At 59.0% G+C, this 24,146-nt stretch carries 25 protein-coding genes; 18 read left to right on the top strand and 7 right to left on the bottom strand.

What is annotated here, in order from left to right:
• Positions 1 to 68 precede the first annotated feature (68 nt).
• The 3 genes from G6N83_RS04060 (at position 69) to G6N83_RS04070 (ending at position 1,411) form a co-directional block, all read left to right on the top strand.
• Entirely contained in the window at positions 69 to 767 is a 699-nt protein-coding gene (locus tag G6N83_RS04060) for a TetR/AcrR family transcriptional regulator (protein ID WP_165139530.1), read from the top strand.
• A gap of 145 nt (positions 768 to 912) precedes the next feature.
• Entirely contained in the window at positions 913 to 1,161 is a 249-nt protein-coding gene (locus tag G6N83_RS04065) for a hypothetical protein (protein ID WP_241246278.1), read from the top strand.
• Between the two features lie 76 nt (positions 1,162 to 1,237).
• Entirely contained in the window at positions 1,238 to 1,411 is a 174-nt protein-coding gene (locus G6N83_RS04070) for a hypothetical protein (protein ID WP_165139534.1), read from the top strand.
• 27 nt (positions 1,412 to 1,438) lie between these two features.
• Here G6N83_RS04070 and G6N83_RS04075 read toward each other — a convergent pair whose 3' ends face one another.
• Positions 1,439 to 2,938 carry a sugar transferase gene (locus G6N83_RS04075; RefSeq protein ID WP_208379790.1) on the bottom strand — a complete coding sequence of 500 codons (1,500 nt, stop codon included), beginning with the start codon at positions 2,936 to 2,938 and terminating at the stop codon, positions 1,439 to 1,441.
• A gap of 167 nt (positions 2,939 to 3,105) precedes the next feature.
• On the opposite strand from G6N83_RS04075, the gene G6N83_RS04080 reads away from it, so the two are divergent.
• Entirely contained in the window at positions 3,106 to 4,473 is a 1,368-nt protein-coding gene (locus G6N83_RS04080; protein WP_165139538.1) for a tyrosine-protein kinase domain-containing protein, read from the top strand.
• A gap of 1,537 nt (positions 4,474 to 6,010) precedes the next feature.
• Positions 6,011 to 6,250: a hypothetical protein gene (locus G6N83_RS04085; RefSeq protein ID WP_165139541.1), complete on the top strand. Its 240-nt coding sequence runs from the start codon at positions 6,011 to 6,013 to the stop codon at positions 6,248 to 6,250.
• A gap of 441 nt (positions 6,251 to 6,691) precedes the next feature.
• Here the strand turns inward: G6N83_RS04085 and G6N83_RS13900 are convergent, their stop codons facing one another.
• A complete protein-coding gene (locus tag G6N83_RS13900; RefSeq protein ID WP_260149075.1) occupies positions 6,692 to 6,817 on the bottom strand; it encodes a hypothetical protein in 126 nt (41 codons plus the stop codon).
• A gap of 448 nt (positions 6,818 to 7,265) precedes the next feature.
• On the opposite strand from G6N83_RS13900, the gene G6N83_RS04090 reads away from it, so the two are divergent.
• From G6N83_RS04090 to G6N83_RS04110, 5 genes are read left to right on the top strand one after another with little or no spacing between them, the layout of a single operon-like run.
• On the top strand, positions 7,266 to 8,006 hold the full coding sequence (locus G6N83_RS04090) for a WecB/TagA/CpsF family glycosyltransferase (RefSeq protein WP_165139543.1): 741 nt from the start codon (positions 7,266 to 7,268) through the stop codon (positions 8,004 to 8,006).
• Positions 8,003 to 9,142 carry a glycosyltransferase family 4 protein gene (locus G6N83_RS13970; protein ID WP_165139546.1) on the top strand — a complete coding sequence of 380 codons (1,140 nt, stop codon included), beginning with the start codon at positions 8,003 to 8,005 and terminating at the stop codon, positions 9,140 to 9,142. The genes G6N83_RS04090 and G6N83_RS13970 overlap by 4 nt, the downstream gene beginning before the upstream one ends.
• Before the next feature lie 23 nt (positions 9,143 to 9,165).
• Positions 9,166 to 10,254, top strand: a complete 1,089-nt coding sequence (locus G6N83_RS04100) for a glycosyltransferase (protein ID WP_165139548.1) — start codon at positions 9,166 to 9,168, stop codon at positions 10,252 to 10,254.
• Between the two features lie 33 nt (positions 10,255 to 10,287).
• Positions 10,288 to 11,127: a glycosyltransferase family 2 protein gene (locus tag G6N83_RS04105; RefSeq protein ID WP_165139549.1), complete on the top strand. Its 840-nt coding sequence runs from the start codon at positions 10,288 to 10,290 to the stop codon at positions 11,125 to 11,127.
• A 3-nt stretch (positions 11,128 to 11,130) separates the two neighbouring features.
• Positions 11,131 to 12,474: a hypothetical protein gene (locus tag G6N83_RS04110; protein ID WP_165139550.1), complete on the top strand. Its 1,344-nt coding sequence runs from the start codon at positions 11,131 to 11,133 to the stop codon at positions 12,472 to 12,474.
• 11 nt (positions 12,475 to 12,485) lie between these two features.
• On the opposite strand, the gene G6N83_RS13850 is transcribed toward G6N83_RS04110, so the two are convergent.
• Entirely contained in the window at positions 12,486 to 12,713 is a 228-nt protein-coding gene (locus G6N83_RS13850; protein WP_241246355.1) for a hypothetical protein, read from the bottom strand.
• Between G6N83_RS13850 and G6N83_RS04115 the strand changes: the two genes are divergently transcribed.
• Entirely contained in the window at positions 12,672 to 13,022 is a 351-nt protein-coding gene (locus tag G6N83_RS04115; protein ID WP_241246315.1) for a DapH/DapD/GlmU-related protein, read from the top strand. The two genes, G6N83_RS13850 and G6N83_RS04115, sit on opposite strands and share 42 nt — an antisense overlap.
• A gap of 271 nt (positions 13,023 to 13,293) precedes the next feature.
• On the top strand, positions 13,294 to 13,614 hold the full coding sequence (locus G6N83_RS13905) for an acyltransferase (protein ID WP_165139556.1): 321 nt from the start codon (positions 13,294 to 13,296) through the stop codon (positions 13,612 to 13,614).
• A 2-nt stretch (positions 13,615 to 13,616) separates the two neighbouring features.
• Here G6N83_RS13905 and G6N83_RS04125 read toward each other — a convergent pair whose 3' ends face one another.
• The 3 genes from G6N83_RS04125 to G6N83_RS04135 form a co-directional block, all read right to left on the bottom strand.
• Positions 13,617 to 15,062 carry an oligosaccharide flippase family protein gene (locus tag G6N83_RS04125; protein WP_165139558.1) on the bottom strand — a complete coding sequence of 482 codons (1,446 nt, stop codon included), beginning with the start codon at positions 15,060 to 15,062 and terminating at the stop codon, positions 13,617 to 13,619.
• Positions 15,062 to 15,931, bottom strand: coding sequence for a glycosyltransferase (locus G6N83_RS04130; RefSeq protein WP_165139560.1), 870 nt, complete (start codon positions 15,929 to 15,931; stop codon positions 15,062 to 15,064). The genes G6N83_RS04125 and G6N83_RS04130 overlap by 1 nt, the downstream gene beginning before the upstream one ends.
• A gap of 292 nt (positions 15,932 to 16,223) precedes the next feature.
• Entirely contained in the window at positions 16,224 to 16,640 is a 417-nt protein-coding gene (locus tag G6N83_RS04135) for a hypothetical protein (protein ID WP_165139562.1), read from the bottom strand.
• Between the two features lie 795 nt (positions 16,641 to 17,435).
• Between G6N83_RS04135 and gmd the strand changes: the two genes are divergently transcribed.
• The 5 genes from gmd (at position 17,436) to G6N83_RS04160 (ending at position 22,168) form a co-directional block, all read left to right on the top strand.
• Positions 17,436 to 18,464: a GDP-mannose 4,6-dehydratase gene (gene gmd, locus G6N83_RS04140; protein WP_165139565.1), complete on the top strand. Its 1,029-nt coding sequence runs from the start codon at positions 17,436 to 17,438 to the stop codon at positions 18,462 to 18,464.
• The gene (locus G6N83_RS04145) at positions 18,461 to 19,441 is read left to right on the top strand and encodes a GDP-L-fucose synthase family protein (RefSeq protein ID WP_165139567.1); all 981 of its coding nucleotides are present in this window, start codon (positions 18,461 to 18,463) and stop codon (positions 19,439 to 19,441) included. The genes gmd and G6N83_RS04145 overlap by 4 nt, the downstream gene beginning before the upstream one ends.
• Positions 19,442 to 19,444: 3 nt before the next feature.
• Entirely contained in the window at positions 19,445 to 19,732 is a 288-nt protein-coding gene (locus tag G6N83_RS04150) for a Dabb family protein (RefSeq protein WP_165139570.1), read from the top strand.
• A 174-nt stretch (positions 19,733 to 19,906) separates the two neighbouring features.
• Complete coding sequence (locus tag G6N83_RS04155) at positions 19,907 to 20,770, top strand: hypothetical protein (RefSeq protein ID WP_165139572.1); 864 nt, start codon at positions 19,907 to 19,909, stop codon at positions 20,768 to 20,770.
• A gap of 87 nt (positions 20,771 to 20,857) precedes the next feature.
• Positions 20,858 to 22,168, top strand: a complete 1,311-nt coding sequence (locus G6N83_RS04160) for a UDP-glucose dehydrogenase family protein (RefSeq protein WP_165139574.1) — start codon at positions 20,858 to 20,860, stop codon at positions 22,166 to 22,168.
• Positions 22,169 to 22,193: 25 nt separating this feature from the next.
• On the opposite strand, the gene G6N83_RS04165 is transcribed toward G6N83_RS04160, so the two are convergent.
• A complete protein-coding gene (locus tag G6N83_RS04165) occupies positions 22,194 to 22,502 on the bottom strand; it encodes a hypothetical protein (RefSeq protein ID WP_165139576.1) in 309 nt (102 codons plus the stop codon).
• 137 nt (positions 22,503 to 22,639) lie between these two features.
• Between G6N83_RS04165 and G6N83_RS04170 the strand changes: the two genes are divergently transcribed.
• Complete coding sequence (locus tag G6N83_RS04170; protein WP_165139578.1) at positions 22,640 to 24,025, top strand: HNH endonuclease signature motif containing protein; 1,386 nt, start codon at positions 22,640 to 22,642, stop codon at positions 24,023 to 24,025.
• Positions 24,026 to 24,146 lie beyond the last annotated feature (121 nt).

The raw sequence follows: 24,146 nt of genomic DNA on the forward strand, positions 1-24,146 counted from the left end.
GGCGCGCTATGCGTGCGCACAGGCGCTAATCGTGAAGAGGCCTTCTATGGAACGCGTACTCTGGTGGCATGTCGTCCAGAGAGGACTCCAAGCAGCGTCTACTGAAGGCAGCTTCGCGCCTTCTCGAGTTCGACGTCGAGAGCGTGTCGGTGCGGGCAATTTGCGCCGAGGCCGACGTGCAACTCCCCACGCTGTATCACTTCTTCGAGAGCAAGCGGGGCCTCATCGAGGCCATCGCAATCGACGGCTTTCGCACACTTTCCGCGGCACTCACAACCGCGATCGCATCGAACGGCCCCAAGTCGTCCGACAGGATGAGGGCCGCGTTTCGCACGCAGATCGAGTTCGCATCGACGCACGCACCGTTGTTTTGCCTCATGTACGGGCGAGCACACTCCGGTGGGGTGCGTCAGGCTTATCTCGACGCCACGATTCCCGTCACCGATCTCTTCGAGGCCGCGGCCGCAGCCGGCGAGCTCTCCGTCTCGGCCCTCGATGGTGCGACGCGGCTGCACGCCGCAGCGGTGGGTGGCGCGTTGTACATGATTCGGGCCGATGCACCCAATTCACAACAGGCCGAAGCCGTCTGCGAAGCGGTGTTGGCGTCGATTCTGCGGGCGCGTTCGCAGCCAATTCAACCGAGCGATCAAGTCCCGGAGCACGCCGGCGCACTGCTTTCAGCCATTCATACATCGCCCGAGGCACTAGAGCCCGAAGAGCGGGCACTTTTTCTCAAGTGGCTCGCGCGACTCGCGCAGTCGAGCTAGCCTCAGCTCGGTTCACCCCCAACGCGCCCAACCATGTGCGGGCCGCTTCGTGAGCAGCGCTACACAGGTCTCACTCCTCCATTCGTGCGTGTCGGCCTTCAACGCAAGAGATATCCCAGCGCTGCTGGCCGCGTGTCATCCAGACATGTCTGCACTCAGCTCCACTGGCAACTCGTTCGAGGGCACAGTCGAGGTGCGCCGCTGGCTGCAAGACATGCTCAATGTCTTCGAGATACACGTCACGGTCAGCGAGATCGCTGAGTGTGCCGAGGTCGTCACGGCAACTATTGAGTGGAGCGCGTCCGCGCCACCTGACCTACGTCTCACCGGCACTCATACGCTCGCCATCACTCCGGTCGACGGAAAAGTAGCGAAACTTGTTCTCGATCGGTGACTAACAACGTTAGAGTTTTCTCATTAACGCTGTTATTGCTACTCCAACGAGACGCTCGCGCGTCTCTCGAGCACGCATGCGTCGTATCAGGCGAATTCGGCGCCGCACCCGCAGGCCACCTCGTCGCCCTGGATACCCGTGGTGGGCGTACGTCATCCTCGTCGGGGTCGCCCTCGTGGCTATCGGCCTGAGCGTGCTGGTGTTCGCGACGAACTACCGCATCGTCATCGAGATCATCACGATCATTTAGCGGATGCCTTTTGGCACACAGCGATTGTCAGTGGGCGGTGTCGCCCGGGGCAAGTGCGGCTTTGGCCGTCTTCATGATGATCATGACGTCACTGGCCATGCTCCAGTTCTCGACGTACGAGAGGTCGAGCCGCACAGATTCTTCCCACGAGAGCGACGATCGACCGCTGACCTGCCACAGCCCGGTGATCCCGGGCTTCGCCAAGAAGCGTCGGTGCACGTGCTTCGCGTACAACGCCACTTCGCTCGGCAGCGGCGGTCGAGGTCCGACCAGCGACATCGAGCCACCGATGACATTGAACAGCTGAGGAAGCTCATCGAGGCTGTATTTGCGCATGAATCGACCAACTCGCGTGATGCGCGGATCGTCTTTCATCTTGAAGAGCACTTCGTTACCCGAATCGCGTTGCTTCTCGCGCAGCTCAGCAAGGAGCTCTTCGGCGTTGACCACCATGGATCGAAACTTGATCATCTTAAATTCGCGGCCGTGATAGCCAACACGCGTCTGCAAGAAGAACACGGGGCCGATGCTCGTCGCCGAGACCAATATCGTGAGCAGCAGCAGCAGCGGCGACAAGATGATTACGCCAAGCACGCTTGCGACAAGATCGACGCTTCGCTTCAAGAAGCGCTGACCGGCAGAGAACCGCGGCGTCTCCACGTGGATAAGCGGGAGGCCGGCGACCGGTCGAGTGTGAATACGGGGGCCTGCGATGTCGAGCATACTCGGCGCAATCACTAGGTGCTGACGGCCCGCTTCAAGGCCCCACGAAATTTCCTTGACCTTGTTGGGAGGCAAGTCGTCAGTGCTTGTGACCGCGACCGTGTCGGCGCCCACGGCAGCCATCGCTTCGCGCACATCATCAACTGTGCCAAGTACGGGAATGTCGGTTTCCGGCACAGCTGAGGAAAGCTGCTGCGCAGGCATGCAGGCCCCGACCACGATATATCCTGAGCTGCGCGAGCGCCCAAGCTCAAGAGCGATAGTGGACACGGAAGCGCTCGATCCGACCAGAAGCACGCGGGCGCTGAACTCCCCGCCAAGGCGCTTCGCGACGAGCCACTGCCGCCACAACCAGCGCGACACCAGAAGCATCAAGATCCCTGCGGGTAGCGCAATAAGAAGGTAGCCACGCGCGATGTCGATCTTCGCGAGAAACGCCACAATCGCAACGACCCCGAAGAGGTTGAGGCTCGCCATCGTCAGACGCACGTACTCCGCGTTGCCTGATCCAAAGACGCGGTCACCGCGGGTATCGTTCGCCGCGAGGGCAAGCATCCACGCGACAATTAGCACGGCAGAGGCGACCCAGTACGAAGGGGCCGTAATGCGGATGTCGTAGCTCATCGCAACTTGAGCGCTTCCGCTTCCGAACCACGCAATTTGGGTGCCGTAGACGACCCAGATGAGTACGAGAAAATCCGTGACGATCAGGCGACGCGCGTAAGCCTTCCGCCATCGCTGTCGAGGCAGTGCTGTTGCCGGCGCTTCCTCGGCTTGGCGATGGTCATTCAGTGGCGCGCTCAAAGTCACCCCACATCCTTCCACCGCGATGATGCGCACGAGATACGTGCATGTTTCTGCGCGCGAGCTTATCAGCGGCGGCGTACCAGCGACGAGACGGTCAGGTTACGGAAACAGGCACGGAACACACCGTGTGGCAGGATGATTCAGAACCCACACCGAGAGGCGTCATGGAGCTCACTGACTACATCCGTATCCTGCGCAAGAACTGGCTGATCATTGTGATCGCCACGTTAGTGGGCATCGGCGCCGCCGCCGGTTATTCGCTCACCCGAACGCCTATGTACGAGGCGTCGAGCACAGTTTTCGTTTCAGCGCAGGGCGGCGCCAGCATTTCCGAGTTGCAGCAGGGCAACACATTCACTCAGGCGCGAGTTTCCACCTACACAAGCCTCGCCACTAAGCCAATCGTGCTCAACCAGGTGATTGCCGATCTTAGGCTCGAAGGCACCGCCAGCGACCTCGCTCAGAAGGTCTCGGCAACGAACGCCCTAAATACTCTGCTAATAACGATCACGGTCACCGACGCAGATCCGATCATGGCTGCAGACATCGCGAATGCAGTGAGCGCAAGTCTCACAACCGCCGTAGAGACGGTCGAAACACCCGCTGACGGGACTGCGAGCCCCGTCAAACTCACCCGTGTTCAAGACGCGATATCCCCCAACGGCCCCTCCAGCCCCGACGTCCCGCTCAACCTCGCGCTTGGCGCACTCGTCGGATTGGCTTTAGGGCTCGGATTCGCCATCCTTAGGACGGCGCTGGACAACAAGGTGCGGAACGCGCGCGACGTGGAACAGCTTACGGACCGGCCAATCATCGGAGCAATTCCGTTCGACTCAAAGGCATCGGAGCGACCGCTGATAATCCATGCGGACCCACAGAACCCGAGAGCCGAAGCATTCAGAGCGTTTAGGACGAACCTCCAGTTTCTCGAAATGGATGGCGGGCACAGCTTCGTCGTGACATCAAGTATGCCCAGCGAGGGAAAGTCGACCACGACGGTGAACCTAGCGATTGCGCTTGCAGATGCTGGGAAGCGCGTGGCTCTTATCGATACCGATCTTCGAAAGCCGAAAACTAGCGAGTACCTCGGCATTGAGGGAGGCGTAGGGCTTACAGACGTGCTAATAGGGCGTGCCCGAGTAAGCGATGTGATGCTGCCATGGGGCAATCGCCCTCTATACGTTTTACCTGCAGGAAAAGTGCCGCCCAACCCGAGCGAGCTTCTAGGCTCGAAACAGATGGCTCAGCTGCTCGAGGGATTTAGCCGCGACTTTGACGTAGTACTTCTCGACGCACCACCACTGTTGCCAGTAACGGATGCCGCGATCCTCGCTAAGGGCACAACAGGTGCGATTGTTGTCGTAGCCGCAGGTCGCACTTCGACACATCAGTTTGAAGGCGCTCTTGAAGCCTTGGCAACCGTCGGAGCGAAAGTCGGTGGGATCGTGCTGACAATGGTGCCGACGCGAGGCGCAGATGCCTACGGCTATGGATACGAATACGGGTACGGCGCATACTCGCAAGGCAAGTGACGCAAGTCGCTCAATAGAGGGCGCCGCTGGTGTGAGGTCGCTGCTTTTTTCAAAGGTCAGAGCCTCGTGACCCCAAAGAGCGACCGATCGCGGCACGACTCTAGACTTGTGGAGGTCACACGGGGGCTGAGTAGTGCAGTAGAAGAATCATCGCAATACGTTGTGGTTACGCGTCGCTAGACTCTGATTTGCGACGCAGCCACGGTTTCGCTGACTTTGCTAGATCTAACGCAGACCGCGGGCGCTGGGCAGACTTTGGGAATCGAAATCGGCTTTCTCGCGTAGTTATCCGGGACGACGGCACCAGTCTTCCAGACGAACCGACCCGTGGCGAGAAGAATCCGACCGTTTGACGCGGACCATCTAGACAAGGAGGGGCGCGTCGTCCCCCTCCAGCTTCAAGCCCGGTCAGCAACCACGATGTCAGACGGTCATGAGCCCTCCAAACTTACCGTCTTAGGTACGAAGACGTTGAGTCACAGTGGTCCGCAGACGAAGACCCGACGTGGGATCTGGCGGCGTTGCGCGTTGAGCTCGACTCATCATTTAAGCGCCTCCCCACCCCCACCGGCAAGACAGCCGCCGTGGTTACTCCTCAACCCCCGTCCCACCTCACGATCGTCGGATATACATTTGGTGATTTAGGGTCCGGGGCTCGATATTTGGACGCGCGCGTGGCGGGCCACGTGGAATTGAGCCTCCCAGCGTTCGTGGTTAATGCGCGAACGCAGAGCGGCCAGCCCGCTCGCCATTCCTCTTCTACGCGGCAGGTGGTCGCTCAATCACATACGCAGACAGTCACAGGGGGGCGTTTCTATAGCCTGACCCCTAGCCGCCGCATCCTTCGACATCTACTCCGGGCACTTCAACGAGAAGTCAGACACCCGAATAGTCTGGAATCTACCCGCCATCAGTCGCGTGATGCAGCGCGGGCAGTTGGGTGTGAAAAGACGATAGCGCGGCCAACCCCCCGCTGTCACCTTTAGCGCGAAGGGGCCACATTGAACATCGTGCCACCCTCGTTGCGTAGCGCGGAAAGCAGGCGAAAGGGTCGGGGACACGATCCGCATATCCGAACCGTCTGCGATGACGGTGTGCATCGAAACGACGCGACCTGGCTTTCGAGAGAATGACGTTGTCACTTTGAGCTATAGATCTGATCTCTTGTCATGAATAAAGGAGATCTCACTATATTTACCAACTGGCAAGTCCTGGCAGCCGCGATCCAGTCTCGGACAATCTCTCCGGTTGAAGCGCAGCAAACTTTCAACAGATTCGGGTCACCCTCTGCAGAAAAGGAGGAGATGATTCAATCATTTGCGGCACCTTCACTTTCGATCTCTACGATAGCCAGGGCCGAGCGTTGTGGGCTGTGCACCCGATACACGGCCGGAAGGTGATGTAGTAGTTCTGGCCCTAGCCCCAGTTCAGCTCGGGGACGGCCACGCTCCCATTCGGCGCTCCACCGAAGCTCCGGCAAGCCCCGCCATAGTCAGCGACAATTCAGATGTAAGCATCTGTGGGGTATCCGGGCATCGTGCCTGGAAAAACAGAAGGAGCAATACTGGCGCGCACGACCGTCGCCTCTGAGCACGACCTCAACTATGACGACCCTCTTGCTTTCTTGTCGATGCGAGGTGGGCGAAAAGAAATCAGGTCACCCGTGCTGGGATATTGGGCACCGCAAGTAGACAAATACGCTGCGGCCGGCAAGTTGGCCGAAGGTGACGACGAGAGTTCGGGCGCTGCAGCGTCTATTGAAAACAAATATCCCTAGTCAACGACGTGAAACGTCATGACGGAAAACGACGTGAAACGTCATGACGGAAGGTATATCGATCTCGTGTTCTAAGATGACGGGCGGCGCCCGCTAGCTGCATACATCAGCCTGAACTCGCTAATTCGACCTGAACTCGATTCGAGGCAGTTCGTCGATCCCAAAAATCGAGTCGTGGCATAGAGCTTGTTGCGGGCGAATCGCGCGATAGACGCTCGACGCATCCGGCTGGCAGTCTCCCCAACGTCGAAGCCAGACGAGCCAGAGGGAGGGTGCCGAAGTGTCGGCCGAGCTTGAGGTCGATGCGACGCCGGAGTCTCCTCACAACTTGACTGATTTTGGTGGAGCACCTGAAAATCTTTGCATCTATCGAACGATCTACGCAGGCATCGTTCCTACGATTTGCCCAGTTTCCGCTGAAGGCGACTATATTCGCCGCTTTCAAAACAGCCTGGCGACAAGCGCTCGCGTATCACCAGAGAGCCCGGTGCGGCTCCACCCGAAGAGCATCGCACCCAGCGGTCGAAAGTCCACACGGATCAGGTACTGCTCGATGATGACCTGCACGAGCGAGCATCTAGGTAAGCTATTGCGCTCGCTTCAGGGGAATGGCGCCCTCAGGAAACGCGGCCATCTGCAGGACAAAGAACGACCCACTGTCACATCGCGTGGCCGAGCCATCAGCAGGTGAAGCCTCGAAGAGTTGTCAGCGCTGCGCGTTGCCCTCCGGAGAATGATGATGCAGTAACACCTCAGCCCGCCGTTGCCTAGACTAATTGAGCATCACGCCACGCACGCACGCCGCCGATTCTTGGCGGAGCTCGACGTTCTCGGGGTTATGGCAGCACCGGGAGAAATCGAGTCTCTATTGAGAGAAGACCATGCGTCTCAACCTTTCGCATGTTGAGAATTGGTCGCCTCTTGCCGATCCCCACAACCTTCACTAAACGGCGGAACCGCAGGCAGGTGCGGGCTAATTACCGGCCGAACCTTGAATTGCTTCCTGGGAGGGAATATGACGGCTTTGCAACGAGTGCCAGTCGGCAACGTTAACTTGCATGCAACTACTTTCGAGGGTGCCGTCGAGGCCGTTCTCGACGCGGCCGAAGCCCACATTGCACTACCCGTTCGACTCTCGAACGCGTGGTGTGTTGTGCTCGCTCAGGATTCTGCGGAGTACTCAAATGTGCTGAATGGTCCGGGCATGACCCTCCCTGATGGCAAGCCTGTTGCCGCCATCATGAAACGACAACGGCCCGATCTACGCATTGAACGAGTTCGCGGGCCGTCCTTTTTTCGTGCTGTACTGGGCGCCAGCCAGCGCAAGAATCTCAGCCATTTCTTTATCGGAGGAACACCGGAGACGCTCACGGCCATGCTCGACAAAGCAAACTTGGACTATCCAGAGCTCAAAGTCGCTGGGTACTGGGCGCCGCCGTTCGCGCCCGTGGACGACGAAACTGTCTCCGCCAGCCTCAAGCGAATCCAAAGTACAAGCCCAGACATCGTATGGATCGGCCTTGGCACTCCAAAGCAGGACTTTCTTTCATCGCGACTAGCAAGCGCGGCCGGACTTCCTTGCGTTGGCGTAGGGGCAGCGTTCGACTTCATGGCAGGCACCGTACGCGAAGCACCGAGGTGGGTCCAAACCGTTGGTTTCGAATGGTTATATCGACTGCTGACGGAGCCTCGACGGCTTTGGAAGCGGTATCTCCTAGGCAACCTCAGATTCATATCAATCACGCGTCAACCATGAGGATCGCAATAGTTCACAGCTACTACTCGTCGACGCAACCTAGCGGCGAGAACTTTGCGGTCGATCTCCAGGCCGAAGCCCTTCGGCAAGCGGGCCACCAGGTCGAACTTTTCTCGGTAACTTCCGATGATGAGATTGGTGACGCGTGGGAACTGGCGCGTACCGCTACCCGAGTTGCAACCGGCTTCGGCAGGAATCCCTCGCGAGCACTCACACGCTTCTCTCCCGATGTTGTTCACGTGCACAATCTGTTTCCAAACTTTTCCCAAAACTGGCTGCTCGGTTGGCAAGGCCCAGTTGTAGCGACTATTCACAACTACCGAACCGTATGCGCTGCCGGGTCACTCTTTCGCGACGGGCGTGAATGCGACAGTTGCTTCATGCACGGAACGCAGGAAGCTGTTCGCCATCGTTGCTACCGAAACAGTGCGATCGCGACATTGCCCTTGGCAGTGGCGACTCGCTCACGCGGGTCTCGCAACGCGGTGCTTCGCCGCGCTGACAAACTCATTTTTCTATCAGCACGCGCACGTAGCAAGTTGTCTGGAATGCAGCCAAGCATCGCGTCTGGATCTTCTGAGATTGTGCCTAACTTTGTTGGCGTGCAACCAGAAAGCCCCCTCGACCGCCGCCCTGGCGAGTCCTGGGTCTACTGCGGTCGATTGTCTCCCGAGAAGGGGGCATCAGAATTGGTCGAAGCGTGGGCCAGCGGGCAGAGGCTCGACATAATCGGCGATGGGCCAGACCGCCTTCGGATCGAGCGAGCTGCCGCAGGAAAAAACATTCGGGTCCTGGGGGGGGTCTCCCCTCTCGAAGCAGGCAGACTCATCGCTGGGGCAAAGGGCTTGGTCTTCCCAAGCCTCTGGGAAGAACCAGCGCCAGCCATGAGCTACCTCCAGGCGCTGTCGGCTGGCGTGCCTACCATTGCACTGGAGGGCAACGCGGTGGCGGACGATGTAGCGGCCCACGAAACTGGCGTCGTCGTCAGCGATCTGGCGCAGGTAAACGATTGGCTGAGTCGCGAAGACGAGGTGCAGCATTGGGGGGCGCATGCGCGGCAGCGATTCGAACACGCATTCTCGAAAGAGGCATGGCTTCTCCGCATCACCCAGGTGTACAAGGAGTTGGTACCTTGAGTCGCAGATCAACGGTCTACATCGTGCAGGAGTACGTGCCGCATTATCGTGTGCCGCTCTTCAAGAGAATGGTTGAGCTCGCAGAGTCTGAAGGAATTGACCTTAAAGTCGTTGCCGGAACCCCCCAACGAAAACAAGCGACGCGTCGCGATGCCGGCCGATTTCATCCCCATATTCAGATGAGGCAAACCGAGTTTGGGCTACTTGGTCGAAGAGTGACTTTCAGGGATGCGGGCTGGTCCACACGGGGCGCGGCCCTTGTAATAGTCGAGCAAGCACGTCGAAACTTGGACGTCTACTTCGATCTACTGATACGGCCGAGCCGCGTCGCCGTTTGGGGACATGGCTCGGACTACATTCAATCGGCGGGACGGCTGGAGACATGGCTGCTGACGACAATCACCAACAGAGCCGCTTGGTTCTTCGGCTACACCCCCACGTCCGTTAATGCAGTCGTTGCAAAAGGATTCCCACCGCAACGTACTACCGTGCTCTGGAATACCACCGACACAAGTGCTTTGCGCGGCAACTTGAATCAGGTTACAGAGAGCGAGAAGGCGTCGTTTCGGGGAGAATCCACTGGGATGGCCGTTTTTGTAGGCGCCCTCGATAAATCCAAGCGACTGGATTTCCTCGTGGCCGCTGCGGCGAGGATAGCCGCCCGACGACCGGGCTTCCGCCTGACAATTTGTGGAGATGGGCCGGAGAGTGACCAAGTGCGTGAACTTGAGCGTCAGTATGACTGGTTGCAGGTTCGGCCAGCCGTGACCGGGCGAAGCCTAGCAGTTGCGCTATCGAGCGCTGACGCAATCGCAATGCCTGGGCGGGTAGGCCTCATCGCTGTTGATTCGCTTGTTTCGAGCGTCCCGATTGTGACCGTTGACTGGGCTTACCACGCTCCAGAGTACGAGTACCTGGATTCGACCAACTCAGTCTCATCAGCGAATACAGTCGAAGATTACGCCGATGCGCTTGAGAATACGATCTACCATGCCCTCTCGAACGAACGACTACGATCCGGCGCAACGGCTTCAGCGGAGCTCTTCACTATCGAAGGAATGGCCCGCCGATTCATGGCGGGGATACGCGCAGCATTGTCGGGGACGCGCTAAGCCGTGGTCGGGATGCGGAAAGGAACTACTCCGATGCACCTGCGAATATTGGTGGCATGCCACAATCGTCGCACGCTCACCACGCGCGTTGTCAGAACCGCTCTCCACGCAGCGGAGGTCTCAAATGTCCCGGCGATCATCTATCTCCTTGACGATGGATCGTCGGATGGAACATCCGACGCCGTGCGCGAAATCGCACCGACTGCGAGAATCGTCCATGGGGATGGCACCTACTTCTGGGCGAAAAGCATGTCTGACATCGAGCGAGTGGCGCTTTCCGAGGCGAGCGCTGAAGACTTGATCGTCTGGCTCAACGATGACGTCAAGGTTGACGCAGATGCGTTTGTGCGGGCGCTTCCATTCGTTCGTGCCAATGGTCTTCAGTCTGTGATCGTGTGCGGGACACGTGAGCCAGCCACAGGCAGTGTGTCGTACGCCGGGTTCAACAGGCACGGGCTGCACCCGCTCTCCCTGAGAGTTATCGAGCCATTACCCAACTCACCGGTGCCGATCGACACATTTAACGGGAACTTTGTCATTGTGCCTGAGATCGTTGCGCGTTCTGTAGGCGGTATTGACGGAGAATTTTCTCATGCACTTGCCGACATCGACTACGGGTTCAGATGTCATGCTGCGGGTGTTGACGTTTACCTAGCGCCGGGTACTTTCGGCGAATGTCCGCGCAACCCGCCATCTCCCCCGACTTCAGTGCTTAGAGAGTGGCGGCAATTTACCGGGGTGAAGGGTGGAGGAAACTTTGCATCATCGCGCCGGATCCTGCGAAAGCGCAACCCTCTCACATGGTCAGCCTTCCTGGGCGCCACCTACGCGCTATGGTGGCTTCGCCTGCTCACGAGAGGGCGTCGTAGCTAAAGGATGATCTTCATCGACTTTATTTGGTACGGCATGCAAGCTCTGGCTGCTTTACTCATCGCCACCGGCGTTCTCTATGTCTTGAAGCGGTGGCCAATAAGCGGCGCGTACGTCACGGGCGCAATAGTGCTGATTTCGTGGGAAGTCCCAAACCCAGCACCATTATTTACGGTTGCAGGAATGAGCATATACTTCCTCGACTTGTTCAGCTTTGCCCTGATCGGCCTGAGCGCATCGAAGCTTCTTTCGAAGCACAGACCTAGGGCCTCATTTGCGTGGTATTTTCTGGTGCTGGTCCTGCTAGTCAGCTTCATTAGAGGTCTACTTCTCTTTGACACGGGTGAGGTCGTCAACGAGTACCGCGCGTTCTTGTACCCGGCATCGATCCTCATCTGGTCATTTTGTCAAGATTGGCGAACGCTAGCGGAGCAAATGTATCGCTTCGCACTTCGGCTGGGTTGGGGCCTCGTCGTAGTGGCGGCGTATCACGTAGCCAAATACGGCCTCGGGACAGCTGAAGACTTCATCGTCACCGCGGGCGGCGACGTAGGGCAGACACTACGTCCACTCGCCTCGGGGCAGGCGCTGACTTTGGTGCTTTGCCTTCTGCTAGTCGTCCATCGCCCAAGTACTCGCAGGCTCGGACGCCTTGCGACGGTGGGCGCTTTTACGCTCACTGTTCTTCTCGTTCAGCAACGCACAGTTTGGGTTGCTGCGATCCTAGGACTGCTACTTTGCGTTGCACTGTCGACGGCAAGAGTGAAGCTAAGGCTGCTCATCGGAGCTATCGGCGCGGGATTCGTCGGGCTGCTGTTGGTGGCATCTGGCGTCCTGGACACAGCGCTTGGAGTTCTTCAAAGATCATCCACCGACACAGGAACCTACGACGCGAGGGTAGTGAGTTGGCTAGCACTAGCGAATCAGGCAATCGAGCGAGGTCCTATCGATGTACTCTTCGGACAACCGTTTGGCTCCGGGTACGGCCGATACGAAGGCGCGGGCAGATGGGTCGAGTTTGCTCCACACAATTGGTACCTGACCGTATTCTTGAGAGCGGGCCTACTAGGGCTAGCACTTTTACTCGGATTTTGCGCTATTGCACTTATAGTCGCGATCAATAGGAGAGCACAGATCGGGATCACTCCAGCCGCCATAATCGTGATCGTGATGGTTTACGGCTGGAGCTATTCGTGGCCTTGGTACGTCTGTCTCTTCTTGGGGTGGGCGCTAGCGCAGCGGTCTGCTGAATCGGATCTGTCGTCGACTGCAGTCGACCGAAAATTAATGCGCGCGCATGCAAATACCGCGAATGTGTGCGCGCACTACAGACTGAACTCGGGGAGATAATGAGTCGATTTTTACACGCGTTCCGCACCTGGCGCATTCACCGAAGGGTCTTCCGCGCCAACGTGGTAGTCGGCGAACGCTTCGCCGCAGGTCCAAATGTAACGGTATGGGCTCCACGACGCATGACCATTGGGAACGACGTATATATCGGCCGAAATTCGACCATTGAAGTCGACGGATCGATCGGAGATCATGTCTTGATTGCCAACAATGTAGGTGTCATCGGTCGCAAAGATCACGACATCTACGAGGTTGGGAGCACGGTTCGGCAGGCGGCTGGGGTAAGGGACGCGCCCACGCGGCTCAGCCTCACGCTAACGATTGGGTCTGACTGCTGGATTGGATTCGGAGCGGTACTCCTCTCAGGGGTTTCAATTGGTGACCACTCCATTGTCGCAGCTGGTTCAGTCGTGCGTGACGATATTCCACCGAACTCAATTGCGGCAGGAAACCCCGCCCAAGTCATTAAGTCAAGATTCTCCGACGAAGCACTAGTTGCGCACCGGACTGAACTGATGAGAAGCGGGGTGAGGTTACATGGGAGCTAACATCGTGGGCCGTGCGCGAATGGCACTGATAAAGATTTACTGGTCGCAAAAAGGTCGGCTAGTATTGCGCGGTGAGGGGGCGCTGTCAGGGCCGCGGGCTCGTTTCTATGGTATTCCTATCGTCACGAGAACGGCAGGTTCGACTATCAGGGTCGGTAGCGACGTGGTTTTTTGTAGCGACTCCCGGTATACGGCGCTGGGAGTATCCAAGCCAGTCATCCTTCGCACTCTACTCAGCGGTGCGTCGATCGAAATCGGTGACGAAGTGGGAATGAGCGGAACTACCATTTGCTCAGCGCTCTCGATCGTGATAGGCGACCGATGCCTTTTTGGCGCAGACACCACGATCGCGGATACCGATTTTCACCCGCTAGAAGCCGCAGGGCGAAGACATGCCCGCATGCCCGAGCCGAACAGTACTGACCGCATCGTTATCGGCGATGATGTGTTCATCGGGTACGGCTCATTGGTGCTAAAAGGAGTGACCATCGGTTCCGGATCCGTGGTTGGCGCTCGCAGCGTTGTCACCAAGGATGTGCCTCCGAACTCGATTGTCGCCGGTTCTCCTGCGCGAATAGTGAGTCAACTCTGAGGTTAGGCTTTGGGCCCAAACAGGCCAAATCTGCGCGCGAACCGAACGGGGGGCAGGGATTCGCGGAAACGAATGGCTGCCGCGAATACTACAAGCCAAACTATAGCGATGGCGATCGCACCCGCCGGAGTTGGATTTAGAAATAGCGCGTAAATAGTCGTGTACACGAGGGCGGCTACAAACATCGATGCGACAGCAACCATAAGATACTGAACGGAGAGCGCTCGTAAGTTAAGGAGTCCTCTGCGCGAAGCCATCCAGATGGTCACGACATGGCCGACGACATTGGCAAATAGCAAGGAGCTAACGGCAAGTCTGGGGTCTCCCCAAGCGACTAAGCCCACAACCAGGAGCACTTGTGTAACGAGTTGGACGGCGCTTACAGTCCACACGATGCGGAATAAAGCCAGCGCCTCAACGGCAGCCAACAGCATCATATGGACCGGCTGAATTCCTCCAGCTAACGCGAGCAGCCTCGAGAAATCTGCTGCCGGCTCCCACCCTTTACCAAAGACAACTGGAATCACAAAGGGTAGCGTTGTTGCTGCTATCGCGCCGAGGGGCCACGTTACCCAAGCGACCATTGCCAACAAATCCGACCAGACATTGTGGGCCCGTAATGTTGAGTCACGATGGTGGCGGAACTCTGGGTAAACGACCTGAACCATCACCGCTTGTATCTGCTGAAAAGGCAGAGTTGCTAGGACTTCCGCGCGATTCCACTGACCGATCATCGGGGCGCCTAGCGTTCGAGCCGCCGCTAATCGAACAACGTTTCCCGAGGCATACTGAATGGCGCTCGCGATGGTGATACGCCCGCTGAACGCGACCTCCTCACTCGACCATGAAATCTTCGAAAACGTGAACTCTCGCCTCACCGTTACCCAAATAATAGCCAGAAGCATCGTCTGAGAAAGAATCGTTGAAGCTACTAGCGCCTCAGCATTCTGGAATATCCCCACGAGAACAGCACCAATTGTCATTCCGCATAAGTTGCTTGCAAGTGTGTAGATCGCAAGTTTTCTGAACCTACCCGTGCGGCGTAGCAGCCCGAGAAGGAATCCAAACATCGGAGCGGTGAGCGCGTTAATTGAAAGAAGTGCGATGACTGGAGCAGAGCCCGGTGCGGCCCAAATCCAGCTAAGCGGTGCTGACAGCAGAAGAGTGGCGAGCCCGCTGATCAGCCCCAGACATCCAGCGAAAGATGCGATCGATCCCAATTCGCTCTTCGGCAGAGATTGCATGCGTCCCACGGATTGTGCAAGGCCGCCGGATGCTAAAACAGTTATTAACCCCGTTGCGGTTAATGCAACGCTGTAGTCGCCGAATGCCGCTGGTGCGGCAATTCGAGAAGTGATTGCTGCGTACGCAACTTGAAGCATGATTGAAAATAGTTGCGCGCCATACAACCAAGCCGCGCCGCGAAAGAGGCGACCGCCGGTCGACACTACATCTCCTCGAGGGGAGTAGAGGAGAGATCCCACGCTCGACGAGCCGCAATGGGATCCACAATCTCGTGTCGAAAGTTCAGAAATCGAACCAACTGATCATCCTGTCGGAAGTGTTCCAACGCGAAGGAACGCCCAGCGACCGCCGCCTCATGCCAATCTGCGCGGTCCCCGCTCTGGAGACGCCTCTCTATTCTCTCAACTAGTGCCTCGGGCGTCCTTGCAGTGATTAGGAACTGTTCTGTGCCTCGACCGAATATCTCACCGTATCCGTCGTGCAAAGTAGTGGCGTGCACCCCTCCGGCCAGAAGAGAAATGGGCAGGCGGTTCGAGAAGTACTTAGGTTCGCGGGCAAAGTGGTCCCAGTTCGCGCTAATCAAACCGCTCGCAATTGCCTGTGTCTGCAGTTCAAAAGGCACGGGGCCGAGAGCGCCCACTCCGTTCCAACCGTTCCCGTATATGGCCAAGCGCTCCCCAAATGCTTCCTGCATAAGTCCCACGAACCTGATTCGGTCCCGCCAGTTGGGTAAACCTCTGAGGCGCGGACGGTTTCGATTCGCAATTATCACCACGTCGTGCTGCGGCTTGCGGCCACTGAGTTTTGGTACCGGGTAGCGCTCGGGGTCAAATGGGCTCGGCTCCCAGCGCACGTCATTTGCACCGGCGCGGCGAAAGGCATTCGAGAATCGCCCACTTCCAACTGTGAAGACGACGTCAGCAAAGCTACCGGCGATCGCGGCTTCCTTGGGCAAAGGATGCAAAGGAGCAAGGTAGGGGTCGGCCTCGTGGTATATGAAATCAAAGTCAGAAGCTTCGCGCATGTCTCTGAAGTGCGTGCGTTTCAGCCCCGTTCCGCCGAGGTGCTGCATAACAACGTGTGTCGGCCGGAAATCTCGAACCGCACGGACAAGATCTTTCCTTGACTCTTCTCGCTCTTGCCGCGCCCCCGTTTCCTGCCTCCATTTTAGGCTGAATACTCGGGTTGCTTGGATTAGACCAGCTTGTTGAAGGTTCAGCAGGGGGCGCCTCAACCCAACCTGCCGGAAGCTTCCCTGCTCATTTGGAACGTAAAAGACGCGTATCTTCCTCAAGTCTCCTGCACCTCTCCGGCGGAGCCCCGGTACAACGCTCCGTGCACTTGAACGATACTTCCGGTCACTCTTAGCTTGAGTGCAACCGCGGTACCAGCGCACGCTCAAGTAGCGCCCTGTCGAGCTCGCCATCTGGCCCAAGGCGGACCCAGCGCCCCGACGAAGGGATTTCATGCCACCATGGCGCCCGGCCGATGACCGCTTGCTTGGAGACAAGGGCGGCGTTATAGCTAAATGAGCTCGGTGCGAACACAAGCACGCGCGCCGCCGCAAGCCGAAGAAAATCGTCGTCCCGATCGCCATTGAGGCAGAGCTCGACTCCTTCCAATCGAGCCAGCTGCTCAAACTCTGACGCTCCACCTAGCGAGATGATGCGAATGGGTATTTCACGCAGTTCCTTGACAGACCGAATTTCTGAAATCACTCTGACGTACCAAGAGGCGTCGATCCATCGATCTGGGTGCGCTTGCGGAGAGATCTCTCCCACCGACGCTGGCCTTCTTATGTGGATTGCGACGTACGGCGCCGTGGCCTCGAGTTCGCGAAGCCGATCGCCCAGCGGTCCTCTCAGTACGGCAATCCTCAGCGCTTCGGACGCTGGGGTAAGGTCCCATCTGGGCTGATCCAGCGCCAATTCAAAACGCAGCCGTTCCTCGGGCCATCTGCGACGCGCCAACTCCACTCGTGCAGCAAGGAGCTGAATCGAAGTCGGGTCCCGTTCATCGTTTACGGATGGTAAAAGAATCCTCCGAGCCCCGACCTTAGGCGCTGATTTCGTCCCAACCGCATACGTACCCTGAGGATCCTTGGAGAACTGTGCTGATTCAAGCTCCAGTTGGAGGTCCCGAGCCCAAAGATAGCCGCTCATCCATGCGGAGAGCTGATGCCCGACCAGAGCATACGGATGAATATCGACGAATAGAACGTCATCGACGGTGGCTCCGGCAGGTCGGGGAGGGCGTCGTGATATTTGTCTGAGCGTCTCCCGCAGGGAACTCTGTTGAGCATCTCGTTCTCGCTTGGCCCTTCTCAGGCGCAGCTTCAAGCCGACCCGCAGCGGAAGGGTCGACAGGGGGCGAAGTGTCACTGAGGCTCCTGTACCGAGCGAAAGGTAGTGGCGGCGGACTTGACTCAGGCTAGCTTAACCATTTGAAGTCACAGGGAAGTCGCTGCTTCGGAGCCGACGGACACAATCCGGAAGCAAGGTGCCGCTAAAATCAAGCGTTACCCAGAACCAATGTGGTGACGCATCCGGCCAGCTAGATCGATTGGGACAACGCTCTTGACGAAACGCGCACTTATCACCGGAATCACCGGCCAAGACGGCTCTTATCTAGCAGAACTCTTGCTTTCGAAGGGATACGAAGTGCACGGGCTAATCCGGCGCGCTTCGACCTTCAACACCTCGCGAATCGACCATCTCTATGTCGACTCGCATGACCCCGCGGCAATGCTCTTTCTCCACTACGGCGACCTGAGCGATGGCGCACGACTCGTCACGCTGCTCGCCGAGATCAATCCTGATGAGGTCTACAACCTCGCGGCACAGTCGCACGTGCGCGTTTCGTTCGATGAGCCCGAGCACACCGCAGACACGACCGGCACCGGCACCGTTCGCCTTCTCGAGGCCGTGCGCATGGCTGGCATTCGCCCACGCTTCTACCAGGCATCGTCTTCCGAGCTTTATGGCGCGACTCCCCCGCCGCAGAACGAAGAGACGCCGTTCTACCCTCGCTCGCCCTACGCCGCTGCAAAGCTCTACAGCTACTGGATTACCAAGAACTACCGCGAGGCCTACGACATGTTTGCCGTCAACGGCATCCTGTTCAACCACGAATCTCCGCGCCGCGGTGAGACATTCGTCACGCGCAAGATCACGCGTGCTGTTGCTCGTATCAAGGCCGGGCGTCAGAAAGACCTCTACCTCGGTAACCTCGACTCCGTTCGCGACTGGGGTTATGCCGCTGAGTACGTCGAAGGCATGTGGCGCATGCTGCAGGCCGACGAACCCGACGACTTTGTGCTCGCGACCGGCGTTGGCTACACGATCCGTGAGTTTCTCGATGCGTCGTTCGAGCACGTCGGTCTCGACTGGCACGACTTCGTCAAGTTCGACGAGCGCTACTTGCGCCCCACCGAAGTTGATGCTCTCATCGGTGACCCTTCAAAAGCTCAGGCGAAGCTCGGATGGAAGGCCACCATCGACGGGAATCAGCTGGCCAAGCTCATGGTTGATGCGGATGTGAAAGCACTTGAAGTAGGCCCTGAGTGGATTGACCCCGTCAAGCTCGCTTCGTGGGGCACCGCGTGACCGCTGTCGACGGCGTCGAATACACACCGCAAGAACTCGACCGCGACGCCACGTTCTACGTCGCCGGGCACCGCGGGCTCGTTGGGTCTGCCATTGTTCGAAAGCTTGAGTCGTCGGGCTTTGAGAACATCGTCGGCAAGACGTCATCTGAGCTCGATCTGAAAGATCGTGATCAGGTCTTCAGCTACATGGCTGAAGCCAAGCCCAAGTACGTTGTGCTTGCTGCGGCAAAGGTGGGTGGCATCCTCGCTAACAGCACGTACCCCGTCGATTTCTTGAGCGACAACATGCGCATTCAGGTGAACGTGCTTGATGCAGCTCTCGCAAACGACGTGGAGCGCGTGCTGTTTCTCGGCTCATCGTGCATCTATCCCAAGTTTGCCGAGCAGCCCATTCGCGAAGATTCGCTGCTTACCGGGCACCTCGAGCCCACGAACGACGCCTATGCGATCGCCAAGATCGCGGGCATCTTGCAGACGCAGGCGGTTCGCCGCCAATACGGGCTGCCGTGGATCTCGGCGATGCCCACAAACCTCTACGGGCCGAACGACAACTTCTCACCCAAGGGTTCGCACGTGCTGCCAGCGCTGATTCGTCGCTACGACGACGCGGCGAAGAGCGGCTCGGGCACAGTCACCAACTGGGGCACGGGCACTCCGCGCCGCGAGTTCTTGCACGCCGACGACATGGCCGATGCCTGCTTGCACCTCATGGAGCACTACGACGGGCCCGATCAAGTCAACGTCGGCACCGGTAGCGATGTGACCATCCGCGAGATCGCGGAGACGATTGCTGGCGTCACCGGCTTCAGCGGCGAGACCGACTGGGACACGACAAAGCCCGACGGCACACCGCAGAAGTTGCTCGACGTGTCGAAGCTTGCTGATGCCGGGTGGAACTCGAAGATTTCGCTGCAAGAGGGTCTGGAACGCACTGTCGCTTGGTACCACGACCACGTCGACTCGATCCGCGAGTAGCTCATGCCGTATCGGCACATCGTTCTGTTCGATGTGTATAAAGACGTGCCCGAAGAACGACTGGCCCACGCGCTGCACACTCTGCGTGGGCTAGCTGTTCTCCCCGGTGTTTCGTCTTGGCGGATCGAGATGTCTCTCGATGAGCGTAAAGGCCGCGTTGTGGTCGAAGACTCGACGTTTGTTGATCAAGAGAGCTTTATTGCGTTTCGGGACTGCGCTGAACATCGCGCAGCTGCCGAAGAGATGTCGCACATCGCCGATTGGCGGATCGGCGACTACGTCATTGAGTGAGCATTCGGCTCAAGAGGTCGGCTGAGCCCGGCGCCTTGCGATTCAAGGCCGTCTCATACTTTCCGCCACGCTACTTGCGGTGATGCAGCTGGGGACACAGCAAGCACAGCATGACACGCGTTCGATGTAGCCCGATTCGAGCTCGTGTCGTAGCAAGTCGCTAGGCTCGCCCTCGTGACAGAAGAAACGACGGAGCCGTCAGCTCGCTCGGGAGCGTACACATTACCCACCTGGGTTCGCTGGCTCTTGGGTCTGCTCGGCATTATCTCCGCATTCGGAGCAGTACTTGTGCTGACCAAAGAGCACCCCTCCGATCTCGCGGCAAGCACAATCCTCGTTATTACCGGCGTTGCGTGGTTACTGGCGTTGGTTGGGAGACTTCCTAAAAGCTTCGAAGTGGCTGGAATGACTCTCGAATACGAGCAAGACGAGATGGCAGACTTCATCTCCACGCTGCGCGGTTCGGGTATCGAGCAAGACACTGAAGACGCGCTACTCAAACAGCTTTCCGCAATGAGCCGAGACAAGCGGACATTCCGGAAAGCGAAAAACCAATCCAACAAGACCTCGTCCGATGACTCGACCCGAATGAGCGAACCCGACGGCGACGAGTACGTCGACGATTCTGGCCAAGCACAGTCCGGCGCTGAATCGACGGGAATCCCCAAGTGGATTTCAGAGCTTGCAGACGGCAATCAGGTAGGCCGATCCGAGCCAGTTCGAGGTGCGGGGCGAGGCAATCCCCCGATTGTAGATTTCAAACTAACGGTGGGCGGTGTCGGAGTCGTGGTTCAGACACCGCGTGCCTGGAGTCCGACGAGCTTGGGCCTACTCCGGGCACGCATAGAACGAGTATTGGCAGAAGGCACAGATGTGAGTTTTGCCGTCGTGGTCTCTCCTCCGGAGGCTCTCGAAAAAATAGAGCGGGAGTTCCGTTCGGTAAGTGATGAGCTAAGCCAACGCATCAAAATTTACGCTGCAGACAAAGTCGAGCCGAAAGCAGTACGGCAAGCGGTCGAAAGGCTCGGACGCGCCTAAGTGCGATCGTCGTCCCCGCAAGAAACGTCACTCTGATGTAATAGAACGTGCTGCCCACTGGCAGCAAACGTGCGCTCGGGGAGTCTCATGAAGCTTTCGGTCATTGGTTGTGGCTATTTGGGTGCCGTTCACGCGGCAGCCATGGCATCCATCGGTCACGACGTTGTCGGCATCGATGTCGACCAGCACAAGATCGATACCCTCTCGCAGGGCAAGGCTCCCTTCTTTGAGCCTGGGTTGCAAGAGATCCTCACGGCCGGCATCGAGTCGGGCAAGCTTCGCTTCACCACCGACATGGCCGAGGCACAGGGCTCCAAGGTGCACTTCGTCGGCGTCGGCACCCCGCAGCAAAAAGACGGCTACGCGGCAGACCTCACCTACGTCAACGCCGCTGTCGAGGGCCTGCTCCCCTACCTATCTGAGGGCGACCTCGTTGCGGGCAAGTCGACGGTTCCCGTCGGCACCGCGGCAGACCTCGCCAAAAAGGTCACGACCACCGGCGCAACCCTCGTTTGGAACCCCGAGTTCTTGCGCGAAGGCTGGGCCGTGCAAGACACCATCGACCCCGACCGCCTCGTAGCTGGCATACCCGCGGGCGCCGAGGGCGAGCGCGCAGCCGACATCCTGCGCGAAATCTACTACCCCTCCATCGACAAGGGCACGCCGTTCATCGTCACCGACTATGCAACGGCAGAGCTGGTCAAGGTATCCGCCAACGCGTTCTTGGCCACCAAGATCTCGTTCATCAACGCGATGGCCGAGATCGCCGAAGCCACCGGAGCCGACGTCACCCAGCTCGCCGACGCCATCGGGCACGACGACCGCATCGGCCGCAAGTTCTTGGGCGCCGGCATCGGTTTTGGTGGCGGATGCCTCCCCAAAGACATCCGCGCATTCTCAGCACGCGCCGAAGAACTCGGCCGCGGCGAATCGGTCGCGTTCCTGCGCGAAATGGACGAAATCAACATGCGCCGCCGCGAACGCGCCGTGCAGCTCGTCGTTGAAGGCCTCGGAGGCCAGGTCTACGAAAAGAAGATCACCGTACTTGGCGCGGCGTTCAAGCCTCACAGCGACGACATCCGCGACTCCCCCGCCCTCGACGTCGCCGTGCGCCTGCACGGACTCGGCGCCAAGGTCACCGTCACCGACCCCGCCGCCATCGAAAACGCCCAGCGCGTGCACCCCCAGCTCGGGTACGTGCTCGACCGCGACGAAGCTCTCACCGGTGCGGATGCCGTCATCGTCGTCACCGAATGGGACGAATACCGTCGCCAGCTCTCGCCCGAGCACGCGGCATCCCTCACGGCCGGCACCGTCATCGTCGACGGACGCAACTGCCTCGACGCCGCCGCGTGGCGCGCCGCCGGCTGGACCTACTACGGCATGGGCCGCCCGTAAGGCTTAGCTTTGGGGTGGGGCGGGCTTAGCGGCCAGTTCCGCCGTCGCGACCCGCGTGGCCCGCGCCATAGACGCCAGGGCCCATCGGGCCGTAGTCGGTGTCGTTGATTCGACGCTCGGTGCGGCTGGGTTGCCCGCTATTGACGCCGCGTGCCCAGCGCAGCATCGACAGCGCGAGCACGAGGCCGGAAGCGAGGCCGAGGCCGAGGCCCCACCAGAGGTCTTGAATCACGGCGCTCAGCCCGAGGCCCATCAGCAGCCCGAGCGCCAGGCCTGAGGCCCAGGCGACGACGATGCCGTATGTGCTGGCTGAGGTCACTGGTGTTTCGCTCATGCGGCCACGATAGCTTTTTCGGGTGGTTTCGGGCCATCCTCTTCTCCCCAAATTTCTTTTGAGAAAGTTATTCACATCGGGGCTTTTTGGGGTGCTTTGGGGTGGTCAATGTCGGAGGTATGTTCGATACTTGAGTCATGTCAGAGAACACGACCACACACCACTCGCCCGGGGCTCGTACCCGGGCTGAGGTTGTGTTGTCGGCAGAATCTCGCGTGGCGCAGATCGCGCAGCTCGAAGCTGCGCTGGCAGCGGACCTCGCCGAAGCCGGGCGGATGGCACTCGCTGAGATGCGCTTGATCGCGTCTCGTGAGTCGCGGGAACGAGAGATTCCGATGCGCTCCATGGCAGCAGAACTCGGGGCGGCGCTACGGATGTCGGATCGCACCGCGCAAAACCGCATCGACGACGCGATGGAAATCACCGAGCACTACCCCGAGACGTTCGCGTCATGGAGCGCGGGGCGTGTCTCGGAACGGCACGTACAAGCCGTCTTGCGGGCGGGCGAAAACCTAACGGATGCCGCAGCCAAAGCCCAGTACGACCACGAAGTTGTCGCGGTCGCTGAAGTGGAGACCCCGGGCCGGTTGCGCGGGTTCGCTGCGGCCCTTGCGGAGAAAGCGCAGCCGCGGACGCTGCAGGAACGTTTCGATGATGCGAACGCGACCCGCACGGTGCGCCTGTTCGACCTGGCCGATGGGATGAGTTCACTCAACGCGGTACTGCCGTCAGTGCAAGCGCATGGGATCTTCAACCGGCTCACCCAGCAGGCGCGGGCGTTGAAAGACTTCCGAGCGGGGCGGTCGGACTACGGCACACGGGAACACGAGCAGCCTGTGGATGATCGGCGGACGACCGATCAGATCCGGGCCGACCTGTTCTCCGACATGCTGCTCACGTCAGTGCCAAGCCTTGACCCGCTCGCGGGTGACGACTGTGGCGGGTTGGGAGCGATCCGCGCGATTGTGCAGGTCACGGTGCCGGCGACGACGCTTGCGGGCACTGCATCGACACCCGCGGATCTGTCCGGCTTGAGTCTGGTTGATCCCGAGAGTGCCCGGCGGCTCGCGGGAGCTGCGCCGGGGTGGGATCGCGTGTTCACGCATCCCGTCACCGGAACCGTGGTCTCGGTTGACCGATACCGACCCAACGATCAACTCAAAAGGCAACTTAGGGCTAGGGATCAGCACTGCCGGTTCGTCGGATGCCGCATGCCCACCCACCGATGCGACATTGATCACACAGTCGATGCAGCGCTCGGCGGACCAACACATCAGCACAACCTCGCGCATCTGTGTCGACGGCATCACAGTTTGAAGCACGCGAGCAGGTGGACGGTGAAGCAAAAAGGCGACGGAGTCCTCGAGTGGACATCACCGACCGGGCGAAGCTACACCGACAAACCACCCGGCGTCGCATTCGAACCCGACCCAGTCCTACCGGAGAAACATCCGTCGATATCAGACCCGCCGGTGTCCGCCGTATCTGCGAGCGCATCAGATGAGGTCCGACCGCCCTTCTGAAACGCCCGACTAGCACTTGTTATTTCTCAGCAACGCGCGCTGATCGATGTCACGCGACGGCAAACCCTCTTGCAATCCTGTGGTGGTTCCACCGCGACCGACGATTACGGTGGCGAGGTGC

Source organism: Microbacterium endophyticum (assembly GCF_011047135.1).
GTDB classification, from domain to species: Bacteria; Actinomycetota; Actinomycetes; order Actinomycetales; family Microbacteriaceae; genus Microbacterium; species Microbacterium endophyticum.

Excerpts from the sequence above, each read along its gene's own strand:
- G6N83_RS04130 (WP_165139560.1), bottom strand. The coding sequence starts at position 15,931 with ATGCAGCACCTCGGCGGAACGGGGCTGAAACGCACGCACTTCAGAGAC.
- G6N83_RS04060 (WP_165139530.1), top strand. The coding sequence starts at position 69 with ATGTCGTCCAGAGAGGACTCCAAGCAGCGTCTACTGAAGGCAGCTTCG.
- G6N83_RS04065 (WP_241246278.1), top strand. The coding sequence starts at position 913 with ATGTCTGCACTCAGCTCCACTGGCAACTCGTTCGAGGGCACAGTCGAG.
- G6N83_RS04070 (WP_165139534.1), top strand. The coding sequence starts at position 1,238 with ATGCGTCGTATCAGGCGAATTCGGCGCCGCACCCGCAGGCCACCTCGT.
- G6N83_RS04160 (WP_165139574.1), top strand. The coding sequence starts at position 20,858 with ATGAAGCTTTCGGTCATTGGTTGTGGCTATTTGGGTGCCGTTCACGCG.
- G6N83_RS04080 (WP_165139538.1), top strand. The coding sequence starts at position 3,106 with ATGGAGCTCACTGACTACATCCGTATCCTGCGCAAGAACTGGCTGATC.
- G6N83_RS04150 (WP_165139570.1), top strand. The coding sequence starts at position 19,445 with ATGCCGTATCGGCACATCGTTCTGTTCGATGTGTATAAAGACGTGCCC.
- G6N83_RS04090 (WP_165139543.1), top strand. The coding sequence starts at position 7,266 with ATGACGGCTTTGCAACGAGTGCCAGTCGGCAACGTTAACTTGCATGCA.
- G6N83_RS13970 (WP_165139546.1), top strand. The coding sequence starts at position 8,003 with ATGAGGATCGCAATAGTTCACAGCTACTACTCGTCGACGCAACCTAGC.
- G6N83_RS04105 (WP_165139549.1), top strand. The coding sequence starts at position 10,288 with ATGCACCTGCGAATATTGGTGGCATGCCACAATCGTCGCACGCTCACC.
- G6N83_RS13905 (WP_165139556.1), top strand. The coding sequence starts at position 13,294 with ATGAGCGGAACTACCATTTGCTCAGCGCTCTCGATCGTGATAGGCGAC.
- G6N83_RS04110 (WP_165139550.1), top strand. The coding sequence starts at position 11,131 with ATGATCTTCATCGACTTTATTTGGTACGGCATGCAAGCTCTGGCTGCT.
- G6N83_RS04165 (WP_165139576.1), bottom strand. The coding sequence starts at position 22,502 with ATGAGCGAAACACCAGTGACCTCAGCCAGCACATACGGCATCGTCGTC.
- G6N83_RS04170 (WP_165139578.1), top strand. The coding sequence starts at position 22,640 with ATGTCAGAGAACACGACCACACACCACTCGCCCGGGGCTCGTACCCGG.